The organism is Microbacterium memoriense (genome assembly GCF_025398275.1).
Classification (GTDB): Bacteria; Actinomycetota; Actinomycetes; order Actinomycetales; family Microbacteriaceae; genus Microbacterium; species Microbacterium memoriense.
The window spans coordinates 1-14,440 of record NZ_JAODOR010000017.1 but is presented as its reverse complement, the minus strand read 5'-3'; the positions used below and the strand labels follow the sequence as shown (position 1 = coordinate 14,440).

Sequence of the window (14,440 nt, the reverse complement as noted above, 5' to 3'; positions counted from 1 at the left end):
TCCACGCTACGCCCCTCAGTCGAGGCCGAGGAGTTCTTCGATCGCCGTGACGACACCGGCATCCGCGTTCGACGGGGCGCGGTAGCGAGCAACGGCGACGACGTCCGGATGCGCGTCGGCCATCGCGTACGACCAGTCCGCCGCCTGCAACAGCTGGAGGTCGTTGAGGTAGTCGCCGAATGCGGCGGTCTGGGCGGCGGTCACTCCGAGAGCGTCCTGAAGGCGACGAAGGGCAACCCCCTTGTCGACCGTGGTGTTCATGATGTCGACCCAGTGCGCGCCCGAAACCACCACTTGGTGCGAGCTGCGGAAGTCCGCGAACGCCGGAGCGGCGTGCGCTTCTCCCCCGTCGAAGTCGAAGATCGCGAGCTTGAGCACCTGATCGTCCACCGCGAGCAGGTCGCTCGTCTGCTCGAGCTTCGCGTAGTACTTCTCGACCTCTGCGAGAAAGTCCGGGTTGGAGTCCTCGATGTAGGCCGAGCGCTTGCCGCACACGACCAAACCCGCGCGAAGCGTGCCCGCCGACACGAGGTCTCTGACCCGGGTGATGACGGCGTCGACGACGACGGGGTCCACGGCATCCGAACTCACCTCGACCTCACCGCGAACGACATACGCCCCGTTCTCGGCGATGTAGTCGAGCTCTGCGTCGACTTTCGCGAACATGGCCTGGAGAGTCGCCAGTTGCCGTCCGCTTGCCGGTGCGAAGGCGATCCCCCGCTCGTGCAGGCGCTCGAGCAAGGGCCACAGCGCATCCGGAATCGACCCGTCCGGCCGGAGCAGCGTGCCGTCCATGTCGACGGCGATCAGGCGGATGTCGGGAGCAGTCACCTCTTCATCCTCGCGCACCGGTGGCATCCGCCCGCACCGATGGTGTTCGGGTTATCCCGAACCGATCCTTCCGGCTGACTCTGGCGCGGCGATGCGCCGCCGCCTCTAGCGTGGAGCCATGACCACCGTCCCCCTCGCTTCCACCCCACCCGCCGTGCGCCGCCGCGCGGGCGTGGCCCCCTTGTTCGGAGCGATCGCCCAACTCGCCGCCGTCGGCCTCGTCGGGTCGCTCGTGTTCGCGGCGCTGGCGTCCCTGCTGAGCATCGGCATCAGCCTGCTGCTCGTCCTCGGGCTCGGCCTCCTCTTCCTCATCGGATTCGTCTATCTGCTCTGGGCGACCGCGTGGGCAGAGACCGAGCGAGTAGAGGGCTTGTACGGCTACGGGGTCCCCTCTTTGCGCCTGCGCCGCAGTGGCCAGCCCGGATTCGGCGGTTGGATGCGGACCCTGTGGCAACAATTCACCGACGGCCCGATGTGGCGCGCTGTCGCCAGCGCCGCCATCGCCACCGTGCTCGGACTCATCGTCCTGCCGACGATCACCGGGATGATCGCGTCGATCGGCTTGCTGTCGGCTCCGCTCTCGTCCGAGGGCACCACGCGTATCGCCGGCACCGGGATCGACATCGCCTCCGGGTGGGCCGTCGCGCTCGGGGTCCTCGGGGTCGTCGTCGCACTCGCCGTTCTCCTCGGCATCGCGCTGCTGCACGGTGTGCTGACTCGCGCGATCCTCGTTCCCTCACGGGAAGCGCAGCTCGCCGTGCAGGTGCAGACCGCCGGCGCACAGCGCGCCGGTGCCGTCCGCGCCAGTGAGGTCGAGCGCACCCGCATCGAACGCGACCTGCACGACGGGGTCCAGCCGCGCCTGGTGGCCCTCGGCATGACCCTCGGCCTCGCGCAGCAGAAGATCGACACCGACCCCGACGCCGCCAAGGCGCTGATCGACGAAGCTCACACCTCGACGAAGGCCGCGATCACGGAGCTGCGGCAGTTGGCCCGCGGCATCCACGCGTCCGTCCTCGATGACCGAGGGCTCGATGCCGCGCTCAGCGCGCTGGCCGCCCGCTCCCCCATCCCGGTGGTGCTCGACGTCCGCATCGACGGCCGGTGCAGCGCGACGGCGGAGGCGGCCGTGTACTTCGCCGTCGCAGAGTCGCTGACGAACGCGGCCAAACACTCACGCGGATCCGCGGCACGCGTGACCGTGCGCCGCCGCGAGGACGGCACCATCTGGGCGCGTGTCGAAGACAACGGCATCGGTGGCGCCCGGGTTTTTCCTGGGGGCGGCCTCGACGGAATCACGAACCGCGTCCTGGCTGCCGGTGGCACCGCCCGACTTGAGAGCCCGGCCGGCGGCCCGACCGCTCTGGAGGTGAGCGTCCCGTGCGCATCCTGATCTGCGAAGATTCCGCCCTCTTGCGCGAAGGTCTCGTCCGCGTGCTCGCCGACGCCGGTCACGACGTCGTCGCCGCGCTCCCCGACGCGTCGGACCTCGCGGCGACGGTCGCCGCGACGACACCGGATCTGTGCCTGCTCGATGTGCGGCTCCCGCCGACGTTCACGGACGAGGGGATCCGAGCAGCACTCGCCCTCCGCGCCGCGAATCCGGCGTTGCCCGTGCTTGTGCTCAGCCAGTACGTCGAAGAACGGTATGCGAGTGAGCTGATCACCGGGCAGGCCGCCGCATTCGGCTACCTGCTGAAGGATCGGGTCGCGGATGTCCGTGACTTCCTCGCTTCCATCGAGCGGATCGCGGCGGGCGCCACGGTCCTGGATCCCGAGGTCGTCGCGCAACTGCTCACCCGGCGCTCCCGCGACGCGCGCATGAGCCGCCTCACCGAGCGTGAGCGATCCGTGCTGGCCCTGATCGCCGAGGGGAAGAGCAACCAAGCGATCGCCCAGGCCCTCTTCGTCAGCGAAGCCAGCGTGGAAAAGCACATCACCTCTCTCTTCCAAAAGCTCGACCTCGAACAGGACGAGCACGGCAACCGACGCGTCCTCGCCGCGCTGGTCCACCTCGAACACGGCGGCACCGGCACCGGCGCCGCCCCCCAGAACGGAGCATCCCGATGACCCTCACGGCACCCCCGCAGCCCCCCGCCGGCCCTCCGGTCTCTCCGCCGGCACCACGTCGGGCGTCCGCTCGGGTCGTGGCGATCCTCGCGATCGCCTTGGGCGCCGTTCTGATCATCGGGACGCTGCTCACCGGCATCTTCTCGGCCGTGCGCGCGGCAACCCTCCGCACCGAGACGTTCACGGCGGATGCCGCCGGCATCTCCGAGCTCGAGATCGACATCAACGCGGCCAACCTGACGATCGAATACGGCGACGAGGCGACCCTCACGGTCGACGGTGCCGCCGGCGACTGGCGCTTCGAGCGCGACGAAGATGCCCTCCGCGTGACCAACCAACGGTCGTGGTGGGTCGGGTGGCGTTGGGGATCCAGCGACGAGGCGGTCCTCACCCTGCCGCGTTCCCTGGAGCGCGTCGTGCTCGATGCCGACCTCACCGTGAACGGCGGCGCGCTGATCGCCGACGGACGCTTCGGTGACCTCGACATGGAACTCTCGGCCGGTTCGCTCGACGTCTCCGGCACCGCACAAGAGGTGACCGTCGATGGATCCGCCGGACGCATCACGCTCGACCTCGCCGATGTCGATTCGGCCGACCTCACCCTCAGCGCGGGGGCACTCACGGGCGCCTTCACCGGCTCCACCCCGCAGAGCGTGACGGCGGATGTCAGCGCCGGACGCATCGAGCTCACCCTGCCGGACGACACGTACGCCGTGGACTCGGATGTGTCGGCCGGTCAGTTCCGACACACACTCACGGTGGACCCGGCATCCGCTCATCGGGTCAGCGTGCAGGTCTCCGCCGGCGCCGTGATCCTCAGCGCGGACTGAGACGCCACGCGGGCTCCATCGGCGCTAGCGTTGACTTCGTGACCACCCCCATCGATGCCACCGCCACGCCCGCCTGGGCAGACCTCACCACTCGCGCTGACGGCTTCGAGCCGGACCTGCGCGCCTGGTTCGCCGAAGACCCGAACCGCGTAGCGCGGCTGACCTTTGACCTCGCCGACCTCCGGGTCGACCTGTCGAAGAACCTGGTGGATGCCGGCATCCTCGACGCACTCCTCGCACTCGCCGCGCAGGTCGACCTCACGGCGCACCGGGACGCGATGTTCCGGGGCGATCACATCAACACGTCGGAAGACCGCGCCGTGCTGCACACCGCACTCCGCCGGCCGGCAGGTGCGCAGCCGGCGCTCGTCGTCGACGGGCAGGACATCGACACCGACGTCCAGACCGTGCTCACGGCCATGTCGGCGTTCGCCGGCCGGGTACGTAGCGGCGAGTGGGTCGGGATCACCGGCAAGAAGGTCACGCATGTCGTGAACATCGGGATCGGCGGCTCCGACCTCGGCCCCGCGATGATCTCCGCTGCTCTCGAACCGTATGCGACGGCCGGCATCCAGGCCCGGTTCGTGTCGAACATCGACCCCTTCGACCTCGCGCACAAGACGAAGGATCTCGATCCCGAGACGACCCTTTTCGTCGTCGCGTCCAAGACCTTCACGACGCTCGAGACGCTGACCAATGCCCGACTTGCGCGCACCTGGCTATGGGCGGGGCTCGAGGCATCCGGGGCGATCGACGGCTCCGACGACGCCCGCACAGACGCCGTCGCCCACCATTTCGTCGCTGTCTCGACCGCGCTCGACAAGGTCGCCGCGTTCGGCATCGACCCGACGAACGCCTTCGGCTTCTGGGACTGGGTCGGAGGGCGCTACTCGGTCGACTCCGCGATCGGCCTCGCGCTCATGATCGAGCTCGGCCCCGACGCCTTCCGCGATCTTCTCGCGGGCTTCCACGCCGTCGACGAGCACTTTGCGAACGAGCCGCTCGAGAGCAACGTGCCGGTCCTCATGGGTCTGCTCAACGTCTGGTACACGAACTTCCTCGGCGCGCAGTCGCACGCCGTGCTGCCCTACGCCCAGCAGCTCAGCCGCTTCGCGGCGTACCTGCAGCAGCTGACGATGGAATCCAACGGCAAGAGCGTCCGCTGGGACGGATCGCCGGTGACGAGCGACACGGGCGAGATCTTCTGGGGAGAGCCCGGCACGAACGGTCAGCACGCGTTCTATCAACTCATCCACCAGGGCACCCGGCTCATCCCCGCCGACTTCATCGGGTTCGTCAACCCCGCCTACCCGCTCGCGGACGACGGGCGGGATGTCCACGGACTGTTCCTCGCGAACTTCCTCGCGCAGACCAAGGCACTCGCGTTCGGCAAGACCGCCGCCGAGGTCGAGGCGGAAGGCACGACGGGCGCACTCGTCGCGGCGCGGACGTTCCCCGGCAATCGACCGACGACGTCGATCTTCGCGCCGTCGCTCACGCCGAAGGTTCTCGGCGAGCTCATCGCGCTCTACGAGCAGATCACCTTCACGCAAGGTGTCATCTGGGGCATCAACTCATTCGACCAGTGGGGCGTCGAGCTCGGCAAGCAGCTCGCTCTGCAGATCGCTCCCGCGGTCGAGGGCGACGAGGCCGCGACAGCTGCGCAGGATGCCTCGACGCAGGCCCTGTTGGCCTACTATCGCGACCACCGCGCCTGAGCCTCAGCGCTGGCCTGCAACCCACACGCGAATCAGGTCAGCCGAGTGTGGAATCGCTCGCCCGCCGCGCTGAAGATGCTGAGCACCTCGGCGGGGCCTGCGGCGGTCGCGCTGATCGAGTGGGGCAGCCGCGTATCGAACTCGGCCGCCTCGCCGGGTTCGATCACGTGCTCGGTACCGTCGAGGGCCAGCCGCACCTGCCCGCTGAGGACGTATAGCCACTCGTAGCCGTCGTGCACGCGCGGTTCGGGAGCGGTCTTCCGCGCCGAGTAGACGATCTTGATCGCCTGGACGGGCGAGTGCTCGAGCGTCAGCGGCGCGATGATCATGCATCTCGCTCGTGCTGGACTTCATCTTCAACCACACGAGCAATCAGCACGAGTGGGCGCAGAAGGCGCTCGCCGGCGACCCGGAGTTCGAGGATTTCTACCTGGTCTTCCCCGATCGCGCGATGCCGGATGCGTACGAGCGGACGACGCGCGAGATCTTCCCCGACGACCACCTCGGTTCGTTCGTCCCACTGGATGACGGCCGCTGGGTGTGGGCCACGTTCTACCGGTACCAGTGGGATCTGAACTACGCGAACCCCGCCGTGTTCCGGGCGATGGCCGGCGAAATGCTGTTCCTGGCGAACCAGGGCGTCGAAGTCCTGCGAATGGATGCCGTCGCCTTCATCTGGAAGCAGCTCGGGACATCGTGCGAGTCGCTGCCTGAAGCGCACCTGCTGCTGCAGGCGTTCAATGCCGTGCTCGCGATGGCAGCACCGGGGATGGTGTTCAAGTCCGAGGCGATCGTGCACCCCGACGAGGTCATCTCCTACGTCTCCCCCGAGGAGTGCCGCCTCTCCTACAACCCGCTGCAGATGGCGCTCACGTGGGAAGCCTTCGCGACGCGCGATGCCCGCCTCGTGCAGCAGGCGCTCGAGCGTCGCCACGCTCTCCCCGCGGGGACCGCATGGGTCAACTATGTGCGCAGCCACGACGACATCGGGTGGACGTTCGCCGATGAGGATGCCGCCGAGTTCGGCATCGACGGGTACAGCCACCGTCAGTTCCTCAATCGCTTCTATACGGGCGCGCACGAGGGGACCTTCTCCCGCGGTGTGCCGTTCCAGGAGAACCCCGCAACAGGTGACGCACGCGTGACGGGGACCACGGCATCCCTCGCCGGGATCGAGGCGGGTGATGAGGCCGGGGAAGATCGCGTCGTGCTCGCGCACGCGATCGCCTTCTCGACCGGCGGCGTGCCCCTCCTGTACCTCGGCGATGAGGTCGCGCAGCTCAACGACTACTCCTACGCGGATGATCCGGACCGGCGCGGCGACTCACGCTGGGTGCACCGCGGCAACCGTCCGCGCGATCAGTACGCGCGCCGGAATGACCTCGCCACGCCCGCGGGTCGCGTGTTCCACCGACTGACGAAGCTCATCTCGGTGCGCCAGTCGACGCCCGAATTCGCGGGCAACGCGTTGACCGGCTTCCGCACGCCGCACCACAGCGTCGTCGGCTACCAGCGGATCGCCGGTGACACGGTCGTGCTGGTGCTCGCGAACGTGTCGGATGCCGAGGTCCAGATCGACCCGCTGACACTCTCCGGCTTCGCGCGTGCGGCCCGTGATCTCGTGCTCGGTGCGGACGTCGATCTCGACGAGGGCATCGTCCTGCGTCCGCACGGATTCGTCTGGTTGCGGGTCGCGCCCATCTAACTCGTCGCTCGGAGGCGTCCCGTGTAGACGGTGTTCGACGAGACGCCGCCGGTGACCGGGTTGTCGAAATCGACGACGTGCGCCGAGGCGCCGTCGAAGACCTGCGCCAGGTCGGCGAGGAAGGCGTCGTCAGGCGGATCATCCGACCAGAGAGCGAACACACCGCCGTCGTGGAGGTGCCGGGCAAGGGAGCGGAGCCCCGGCACCGTGTAGAGGTCGGCGTGGCTGGGATCGAGTTGATGGCGCGGCGAATGGTCGACATCGAGCAGAATCGCGTCGTACCGCGGCCCTTCGGGAGCGCGGCGCACCACGGCGAAGAAGTCGTCGTGCACGAGAGTCGTGCGCGCGTCGCCGACCAGTTCGGTCGACACCGGCAGCAGCTCGCGTTCGTGCCACCCGATCACGGCCGGCAGTGCATCGATCACGGTCAGCGCACCCACGCGGTCATCGCGCAGGGCGGCGACGGCGGTGTAGCCGAGACCGAGGCCGCCCACGAGAACCGCGAGGCGATCACCCGAGGCTTCGGCCAAGCCGAGCGTCGCGAGCGCTTCCTCCGCCACCGTGAACAGGCTCGACATCAGGTATTCGTCGCCGAGCTTGACCTCGTAGATCAGCGCGGCGACCGCCGGTTCGAACCGCCGCCGGAGGGTGAGGTCCCCCATCGGCGTCGGCTGCCAGTCGAGCTCGTCGAACCGGACGATCACCGCGGCGCGCCTAGACCGTCGCGTCGGCGTCGCGGGTGGGCAGCACCCAGCCCGGACGGACGAAGTGGCAGGTGTAGCCGTGCGGAATCCGGATCAGGTAGTCCTGGTGCTCGGGTTCGGCCTCCCAGAACGGACCGGCCGGTTCGATCGTCGTCACGGCCTTGTTCGGCCACAGACCCGACGCATCCACGTCGGCGATCGTGTCGCGGGCGACCTCCTCCTGCTCGGGCGTCAGCGGGAAGATCGCCGACCGGTAGCTCGTCCCGACGTCGTTGCCCTGGCGATTGAGGGTCGACGGGTCGTGGATCTGGAAGAAGAACGCCAGGAGATCGCGGTAGGTCGTCTTCGTCGGGTCGAAGACGATCTCGACCGCCTCCGCGTGGCCCGGGTGGTTGCGGTAGGTCGCGTGATCGTTCTGCCCACCGGTGTAGCCGACACGGGTGTCGATCACTCCCGGTTGGCGGCGGATCAGATCTTCGACACCCCAGAAACAGCCGCCGGCGAGCACGGCGGTTTCGGTGCCGGGAGTGCGGGTGATGATTCCGGTGTCGCTCATGATGCGTTCTCCTGGGTAGTGGTGGCGTCCTCGAAGAGTCTGCGGTACTCACCGTAGCCCTGCTGGTCGAGCTCGGCGGCCGGGACGAATCTCAGCGCCGCGGAGTTCATGCAGTAGCGGAGGCCGCCGGCATCCCGCGGACCGTCGTCGAAGACGTGGCCGAGATGACTGTCGGCTCCCGCGGAGCGCACCTCCGTGCGCTTCATCCACAGCATCCCGTCGACTTTCTCGGTCACTGCGGACGCGTCGATGGGCCGCGTGAAGCTCGGCCATCCGGTTCCGCTGTCGAACTTGTCGATCGACGAGAACAGGGGTTGGCCGGAAACGACATCGACATAGATGCCGTCGCCATGCGTGTCCCAGTACGCGTTGCGGAACGGCGGCTCGGTGCCGTCATCCTGCGTGACCCGGTACTGGGCGGGCGTGAGGCGACTGAGAGCATCGGCCGTCGCGCGGTAGTCCTGTGACATGGGGTTCCTCTCTGTGCCACGGCTGGCTGCCGCGTCATCAGAGGAGAACGGATGCCGGGCCACTTTTGGTCCCGCGAGGCTGGGAGCGGGCCGTGAGTTTCAGCCCTCGCGGACGAGGGTCCGCGCCTGCTCATCGGTCAGCAGGATGCCGGACTGCTCCGCCCGCTGGCGCAGCCGCTCGACGATCGCATCCGCGTCGGCGCCCGGCAGGTCGGCGCGCGTCTGCGCGAGGATGCCCGCGAGCTTCTCGTCATCGGTGGCGTTGTTCTGCGACATGGCGGGCAGATCCTGCTCGGCGTCCCCCGCCATCTCGCGCTGCGCCTCACCGACGCTCACCGTCTCGCGCCCACCGTCCTGGCCGTGATGGTCCGCGCCTTCGTGCTGATCTGCAACGCTCATGTCGATCTCCTCACCGAGTCTGTGCAGTCAGCGTCGCGCAGTCGGCCCGGTGGAGCCATGGCCTTGACGCGGGCCCTTGTGCCGGTCACACTCCCGGGGTTGCCCAGGGTTCCCGCGCGACCTGCGCGATCTGACCGGTTTCGAGGGACTCCGCGATGGCCAGCCCGATGGCGTGATCCTGGCATCCGTCGGCAAGCGGGTAAGGGCCGGGGCCCTCGCCCCGTGCCCAGGCGCCGGCGGTGACCAGCATCTCGGCGATCGCGATCTCTTTATCCGAGAACCGATGACCGGGGAACGGAGTGCGCCACAGCACATCGCCGCCGAGCGCGAGGTGATCGGTCGCGTAGCCGTCCAGGTCGAGGTCGTATCCTCGCTGTCGTCGCTCGATGCGCGCGTCGACCATGGTGCGGGGCTCCGGCATCCACACGACGTCGTCGTCCACGATCTCGCCCCGACTGCCGCGGACGACGATGCGACGGTGCCGCAACTGGTTGTGCCACTGGTTCGAGGTGAAGTCGTACAGGCCGCTCGTTTCGCCGAAATCGATCGTCGCGAGGACTGTCGTCGCGGTCTTCTCGCCATCGTCATCGGTCCAGTCGTCTCGCCCCATGGGGTCGACGAGCGGGCTGTCGAACTGACGGGCGTGCACCCTCACAGGGCCGCGAGGCGCCGACAGCAGACTCCGCATGAGCGCGATCGCGTGATAGTCGTGCGTCGACGAGACCTGCACGGAGGTTGGACGGCCGATGAGGCCGCGCTCGATGACGGCGCGCCGGGCCGCATGACCCGGATACCGCGGATACTGCTCGGCCACGTGCACGAGGTCCGTCTCGCCGACGTCTGCCCACAGCTCTCGCAGATCGTCGAGGTGCTCGGCGGGCGGGGTCTCGACGAGTGTCGGCACTCCGGCCTCGACCAGCTCGCGGATCGCGGCCGGCGCAACCTCCCGGGGGACGCTGACGATCACGAAGTCGGGCCGGTCCGCGGCGAGCAGATCGGAAATGCTCGCGAACGCGCGAACGCCGTGCGCCTCGGCGCGCCCCGAACGGGAGACGACCCCTGTAGCGCGGAGCGATTCGGGCAGATTCTGCGCGGCGCGATGGAAGAAGCCCGATCGCCAGCCGGTGCCGACGACGGCGAAGGTGGCGGGGGTGGTCACGACTGCCCGATCCAGAACTCTCCCGACGGTGTGAGCTCTTCGAGTCGGCTCCAGAAGTCCTCCGGGAGCTCTGTCTGCGCGGCGCGCACCAGTCCGTCGAGGCGGGAAAGCTTGCTGATCCCGACGATCGTGGAGTGCACGCGCTGATCCCTCAGCGAGAACTGCAGCGCCGCCGTCGGCAGGTCGGTGCCGAAGTCCTCGCACAGCACCGTCATCGCTTCGATCGCGTGCAGGGTCTCCGGCGCGGCCTCACGGTAGGCGTACTTCGTGTTGCCGCTGCGCGGTGCCGCGAGGATGCCGCCGCCGTACACCGCCGCGTTGACCACACCCATGCCGTTCTCGATCGCACGGTTCAGGATGCCGTCGGCGCTGCGGTCCACGAGCGTCCAGCGATTGTGGACGAGGAGCACCTCGAAGACGCCGAGGTCGAGATAGCGCTCCATGACACCGAGCGGCCCTCCCGCCAGCCCGATGTGGCCGATCTCCCCCTCTTCCTTGAGGCGCACGAGCGTGTCGACGGCGCCACCCGGGGCCGTCATCACGTCAAACGGGAAACCCTCGGGGTCATGCAGGTGCACGAGGGGCAAGGTATCGACGCCGAGGCGCTCGCGGCTCTCGCGCACCGAGGCGCGCACGCGATCACCTGAGTAATCCCGACCGGACGGATCGACCTTCGTCGTCAGGAGGAAGTCGGCTGGGAGTCCGCCGCGCTGCGCGATTGCGGCGCCGATGCGACGTTCACTCTCGCCGTCGGAGTAGCCGTTCGAGGTATCGAGGGAGCGGATCGGGCTCTCCAACACCGCAGAGACCAGTTCGATCGCATCCTCCGCGGCGACTTCGTACCCGAAGGCCGCCGGCATGCTACCGAGCGGGCTCCCGCCAACCGTGACGGCCGTGATCTGAAGCCCCGTCTCGCCGAGGGGTCGCAGCCAGTCCTGTGGTGCATGCGTCATCGAATCGCCTTCCGTGGGGATCGGTCGGCATCTGCGCGCGACCTTCTTCCATCGTGCCGTATGCGGCGCAGTCAGTTCTCACCCGGCTGCGCATGACACTCTTGAAGAGTCCTGGATCCCCATCGGAGAACGCCATGCCCCTCGCCTCTCGTCTGCTCACCGTCGGCGTTGCCGCGTTCATGTCTGTCGCCGCACTCACCGCGTGCTCCGGAAGCGCAAGCGGGGAGCAGAGCACCCAGGACGCGTGCGGTGTCCTGGCGGAAGGCCTCGGGAACGTGCAGGAACAGGTGACCGCAGCCGACACCGCGCTGACGGACGGAGACATGACCACGGCGCAGTCGAACCTCGCCTCGGCCTCGGCCGGGCTCTACTCCGTCTCCCCGCAGATCACCAACGAGCAGATCGCGCCGATTCTCGACGACCTGATCACCGGCTTGAACGACGTCCACGCCGCCGCCGAGCCCGATGCCGCGCCCGACGCGCTGGATGCCGCATCCAGCGGACTGCGCGACGCCGTCCAGCGCTTCAACGAGGCCTGCGGGGGCTGAACCGAGGGTCGATGCGCCGACATCCTCGGTTTCCCCATCTCAGGGTGCGGGCTTGTGCCAGATCAGTTCGTACCGCCAGAGCGCGTGCTGCTGCCATTGGACTCCGGGGAGCGTCTCTGCAGCGATGGTGCGGGCTTCGTCGTACGTGTGGGGCGGCGGCCAGACGGTGGGGGCGGAGTGTTCCCAAACCGTCCGAGTGCGCGAGTACCACTGGTGCTGCAGAACTCCTGCGAGGTGTCCTCGTGCTCATGGGCTGGCGCGGCCAAGACGTCGACGTCGGTATCTATCGCGACAACGTCCGGGAGTATGCGGCGAAGATCCACGGCCAGCATCCCGTCACCCGTGCCGACATCGAGGGCGGACGTGGCGCCGGTCGCGATCGCGTTCAGCACGGTGGGATGGAAATGGAGGTTGTGGTTCCACGCTCGACCATCACCCGCGATCATTAGCCCATTCTGCACATCGATGTGTCCTACCGCGGGTCCTCGGCTGCTCGGCTTCCTATTGCTTTGGGCGTCGATCGCGTTCAACTGGCCGGCCGCGCAGTGGATCGTGCTGATCGGGTACGCGCTGTTCGCGATCCTCATCATCATCGGGCTCGTCCTCCGGAGGCGGCAGCCGCGCGATGCTGCTTCAGAGCTATCGGCATCTGACGCGTACTCGGATATCCAGCTCGGGCGAAACCCGATCACGCACTACCTGCGTGATGAGCCCAGCGCCTCCCAGATCGGCGATCCTCCCGGAGATCGCTAGTCACCTGAGCGCGCGCAAACCGGTCGGCTTGCGGACGGTTATGCCCTGGTGCCGGTCGGCGCGGGCTGAAGGCTCTCGCGCTGTGCGGATAGGGCAGTCAGTGGCCAGGCGATGAGTGCGGCGAGGATGCCCGCGGCCGCACCGATTCCGCCCCACACCGGGACTCCGGGCCAGTTGCTGAGTGTGAAGCCGAAGATAAGCCAGAACCCTAAGGCGCCGAGAGCCGCACAGGCCGCACCGAGCCACGCGCGACTGTTGACAGACCGGTGAGGTCTGCGCGTCCACAGAAACAGCCCCAGGTAGTACACCGCACTCGAAACGAGCGCGGTGATCAGTCCGAAGAAGCCGCCGACGAAGGGCATGAGCACGATTGCCGACTCTTCACCTCGGTCGGGGGGAATGAGGAGTCCGAATACGACTAGTAGGAACACTGCTCCCGCGATGGCGCCGATCGCCAGCATCCATCCGATGACGCGACCGTACGTTCGCCACAGCATGCTGTCACTAGCGCAGCGGCACGCGCAAGCGTCGCCCGGCGCCCGCGGGCGGGTCCGGCAGCGTGCAGAAAGGCGAGGCTAGGCCCGGAGTGCGAGCGTATCGGCGCGAACTGCGTCACGCCGATACATGGCCGCGTGCTCAGCGAAGTCTGGGTTGTTCGTCTCACGTAGTCGGCCGTCGGTGTACGCAGCCAAATCCAGCAGACGCGCCGTGACCGTAAGCAGCAGCTCGGTGCGCGACAACGGCATTCCGTAGGCCCGGATCAGGCGATCCAACCGACACAGGCGCTCATCGTCGGAGATGTCTACACCCGCGTCCTCGGCCAGCGGTGCGAGTCGGTATCCGAGGTACGCCAGGTCCCAGACTCGCGGGCCGGGTGAGGCCGTGTCGAAGTCGAAAAGGCCAGCAACGCGGCCGCTAATGAACGTCATGTTGTAGGGCGCGACGTCATTGTGACAGATGACCTCGGCGGGCTCGCGAGATGGCAGATTCCACACGAGATCCTCGCCGACGAGGGGAGCGCTCGCATCGTGCACTCGGCGCATCAATCTGCCAGCGCCCTCCAGAATCTCCGACGTCCAGAGCCAGTCAGGAAGCGGGTAGTTCCCGACCTCGCCGGGAAGATACGAGAGGACTTCGCGGCCCTGTTCATCGAAGCCAAACGGCTCAGGTACCTCGCGCACGCCTGCAGTCCGCAGTGCACGCAGAAGCGTGTGAACGGCCGGAGTCCAGGGCCCGGAGACGCGACGCACCGTCTCGCCAACCCGCACGACAGTGTTGGAGTTTCCCCCGCTGAGAACCTGGTCGTTCATAGCCCCAACACTAAGCGGGCCCAGCAACACCCTCCGGGGATCCACGCAGGATGCACGCCCGGGTGACGGTCCTCCACCGGGCGGCTGACACTCTGGTGCCGTTCGAGGAGGCCGGTTAGTGTCGCGTCATGGGCCGCACCGTTCTCCGAACCACGGTGATCGCGGTTGTCGTGCTCGGCTTCCTATTGCTTTGGGCTTCGATCGCGTTCGACTGGCCGGCCGCGCAGTGGATCGTGCTGATCGGGTACGTGTTGCTCGCGATCGCAATCACCGTTGGGCTGATCCGCCGAAGACGGCAGCCGCGCGCCGCCGATTCCGAGCTCTCGGCATCCGACGCATACTCGGATATCCAACTCGGGCGAAGCCCGATCACGCACTATCCTCGTGATGAAGCCAGCACGTCCCAGATCGGCGATGCTCCCGAAGGTCGCTAG

Annotated in this window: 18 protein-coding genes and 1 pseudogene; 9 read left to right on the top strand and 10 right to left on the bottom strand. The window is 67.9% G+C overall.

Translation table 11 applies throughout. The features are described from left to right. Positions 1 to 15: 15 nt before the first annotated feature. Positions 16 to 831: a Cof-type HAD-IIB family hydrolase gene (locus N4R40_RS12665; RefSeq protein WP_261607742.1), complete on the bottom strand. Its 816-nt coding sequence runs from the start codon at positions 829 to 831 to the stop codon at positions 16 to 18. A 118-nt stretch (positions 832 to 949) separates the two neighbouring features. Between N4R40_RS12665 and N4R40_RS12660 the strand changes: the two genes are divergently transcribed. The 4 genes from N4R40_RS12660 (at position 950) to pgi (ending at position 5,449) form a co-directional block, all read left to right on the top strand. Then, positions 950 to 2,224 (top strand): sensor histidine kinase, encoded by a 1,275-nt coding sequence (locus tag N4R40_RS12660; protein ID WP_261607741.1) that lies wholly within the window; start codon positions 950 to 952, stop codon positions 2,222 to 2,224. Further along, on the top strand, positions 2,212 to 2,901 hold the full coding sequence (locus N4R40_RS12655) for a response regulator (RefSeq protein WP_261607740.1): 690 nt from the start codon (positions 2,212 to 2,214) through the stop codon (positions 2,899 to 2,901). Before N4R40_RS12660 ends, N4R40_RS12655 begins: the two co-directional genes overlap by 13 nt. Positions 2,902 to 2,978: 77 nt before the next feature. Next, entirely contained in the window at positions 2,979 to 3,731 is a 753-nt protein-coding gene (locus tag N4R40_RS12650; RefSeq protein WP_261607739.1) for a DUF4097 domain-containing protein, read from the top strand. A 38-nt stretch (positions 3,732 to 3,769) separates the two neighbouring features. Further along, positions 3,770 to 5,449 carry a glucose-6-phosphate isomerase gene (gene pgi / locus N4R40_RS12645; protein WP_261607738.1) on the top strand — a complete coding sequence of 560 codons (1,680 nt, stop codon included), beginning with the start codon at positions 3,770 to 3,772 and terminating at the stop codon, positions 5,447 to 5,449. Between the two features lie 32 nt (positions 5,450 to 5,481). Here pgi and N4R40_RS12640 read toward each other — a convergent pair whose 3' ends face one another. After that, complete coding sequence (locus tag N4R40_RS12640; protein ID WP_407665922.1) at positions 5,482 to 5,778, bottom strand: cupin domain-containing protein; 297 nt, start codon at positions 5,776 to 5,778, stop codon at positions 5,482 to 5,484. Between the two features lie 2 nt (positions 5,779 to 5,780). On the opposite strand from N4R40_RS12640, the pseudogene N4R40_RS12635 reads away from it, so the two are divergent. Beyond that, positions 5,781 to 7,154: pseudogene (locus N4R40_RS12635) on the top strand (alpha-amylase family glycosyl hydrolase); the annotation flags it as partial. Here N4R40_RS12635 and N4R40_RS12630 read toward each other — a convergent pair. The 6 genes from N4R40_RS12630 to N4R40_RS12605 all read right to left on the bottom strand — a co-directional run bounded on the left by N4R40_RS12630 (position 7,151) and on the right by N4R40_RS12605 (position 11,395). Then, a complete protein-coding gene (locus N4R40_RS12630; RefSeq protein WP_261607737.1) occupies positions 7,151 to 7,858 on the bottom strand; it encodes a spermidine synthase in 708 nt (235 codons plus the stop codon). The pseudogene N4R40_RS12635 and the gene N4R40_RS12630 sit on opposite strands and share 4 nt — an antisense overlap. A 10-nt stretch (positions 7,859 to 7,868) precedes the next feature. After that, positions 7,869 to 8,414, bottom strand: a complete 546-nt coding sequence (gene msrA / locus N4R40_RS12625) for a peptide-methionine (S)-S-oxide reductase MsrA (protein WP_261607736.1) — start codon at positions 8,412 to 8,414, stop codon at positions 7,869 to 7,871. Beyond that, complete coding sequence (gene msrB, locus N4R40_RS12620; protein ID WP_261607735.1) at positions 8,411 to 8,884, bottom strand: peptide-methionine (R)-S-oxide reductase MsrB; 474 nt, start codon at positions 8,882 to 8,884, stop codon at positions 8,411 to 8,413. The genes msrA and msrB overlap by 4 nt, the downstream gene beginning before the upstream one ends. 99 nt (positions 8,885 to 8,983) lie before the next feature. Continuing rightward, a complete protein-coding gene (locus N4R40_RS12615; RefSeq protein WP_261607734.1) occupies positions 8,984 to 9,283 on the bottom strand; it encodes a hypothetical protein in 300 nt (99 codons plus the stop codon). 85 nt (positions 9,284 to 9,368) lie between these two features. Further along, positions 9,369 to 10,442 (bottom strand): Gfo/Idh/MocA family protein, encoded by a 1,074-nt coding sequence (locus N4R40_RS12610; RefSeq protein WP_261607733.1) that lies wholly within the window; start codon positions 10,440 to 10,442, stop codon positions 9,369 to 9,371. After that, a complete protein-coding gene (locus tag N4R40_RS12605) occupies positions 10,439 to 11,395 on the bottom strand; it encodes an aldo/keto reductase (protein ID WP_261607732.1) in 957 nt (318 codons plus the stop codon). Before N4R40_RS12605 ends, N4R40_RS12610 begins: the two co-directional genes overlap by 4 nt. Before the next feature lie 134 nt (positions 11,396 to 11,529). Here N4R40_RS12605 and N4R40_RS12600 point away from each other — a divergent pair, with 134 nt between their 5' ends. From N4R40_RS12600 to N4R40_RS12590, 3 genes are all read left to right on the top strand, one after another. Then, positions 11,530 to 11,943: a hypothetical protein gene (locus N4R40_RS12600; protein WP_261607731.1), complete on the top strand. Its 414-nt coding sequence runs from the start codon at positions 11,530 to 11,532 to the stop codon at positions 11,941 to 11,943. A 248-nt stretch (positions 11,944 to 12,191) separates the two neighbouring features. Then, positions 12,192 to 12,392 carry a hypothetical protein gene (locus tag N4R40_RS12595; protein ID WP_261607730.1) on the top strand — a complete coding sequence of 67 codons (201 nt, stop codon included), beginning with the start codon at positions 12,192 to 12,194 and terminating at the stop codon, positions 12,390 to 12,392. 16 nt (positions 12,393 to 12,408) lie between these two features. Next, positions 12,409 to 12,696 carry a hypothetical protein gene (locus N4R40_RS12590; RefSeq protein WP_261607729.1) on the top strand — a complete coding sequence of 96 codons (288 nt, stop codon included), beginning with the start codon at positions 12,409 to 12,411 and terminating at the stop codon, positions 12,694 to 12,696. A 38-nt stretch (positions 12,697 to 12,734) separates the two neighbouring features. Here N4R40_RS12590 and N4R40_RS12585 read toward each other — a convergent pair whose 3' ends face one another. Both N4R40_RS12585 and N4R40_RS12580 read right to left on the bottom strand, forming a co-directional pair. Beyond that, the gene (locus N4R40_RS12585) at positions 12,735 to 13,193 is read right to left on the bottom strand and encodes a hypothetical protein (RefSeq protein ID WP_141381607.1); all 459 of its coding nucleotides are present in this window, start codon (positions 13,191 to 13,193) and stop codon (positions 12,735 to 12,737) included. A 78-nt stretch (positions 13,194 to 13,271) separates the two neighbouring features. Next, positions 13,272 to 14,006, bottom strand: coding sequence for a phosphotransferase enzyme family protein (locus N4R40_RS12580; RefSeq protein ID WP_261607728.1), 735 nt, complete (start codon positions 14,004 to 14,006; stop codon positions 13,272 to 13,274). 128 nt (positions 14,007 to 14,134) lie between these two features. Here N4R40_RS12580 and N4R40_RS12575 point away from each other — a divergent pair, with 128 nt between their 5' ends. After that, the gene (locus N4R40_RS12575) at positions 14,135 to 14,440 is read left to right on the top strand and encodes a hypothetical protein (RefSeq protein WP_261607727.1); all 306 of its coding nucleotides are present in this window, start codon (positions 14,135 to 14,137) and stop codon (positions 14,438 to 14,440) included.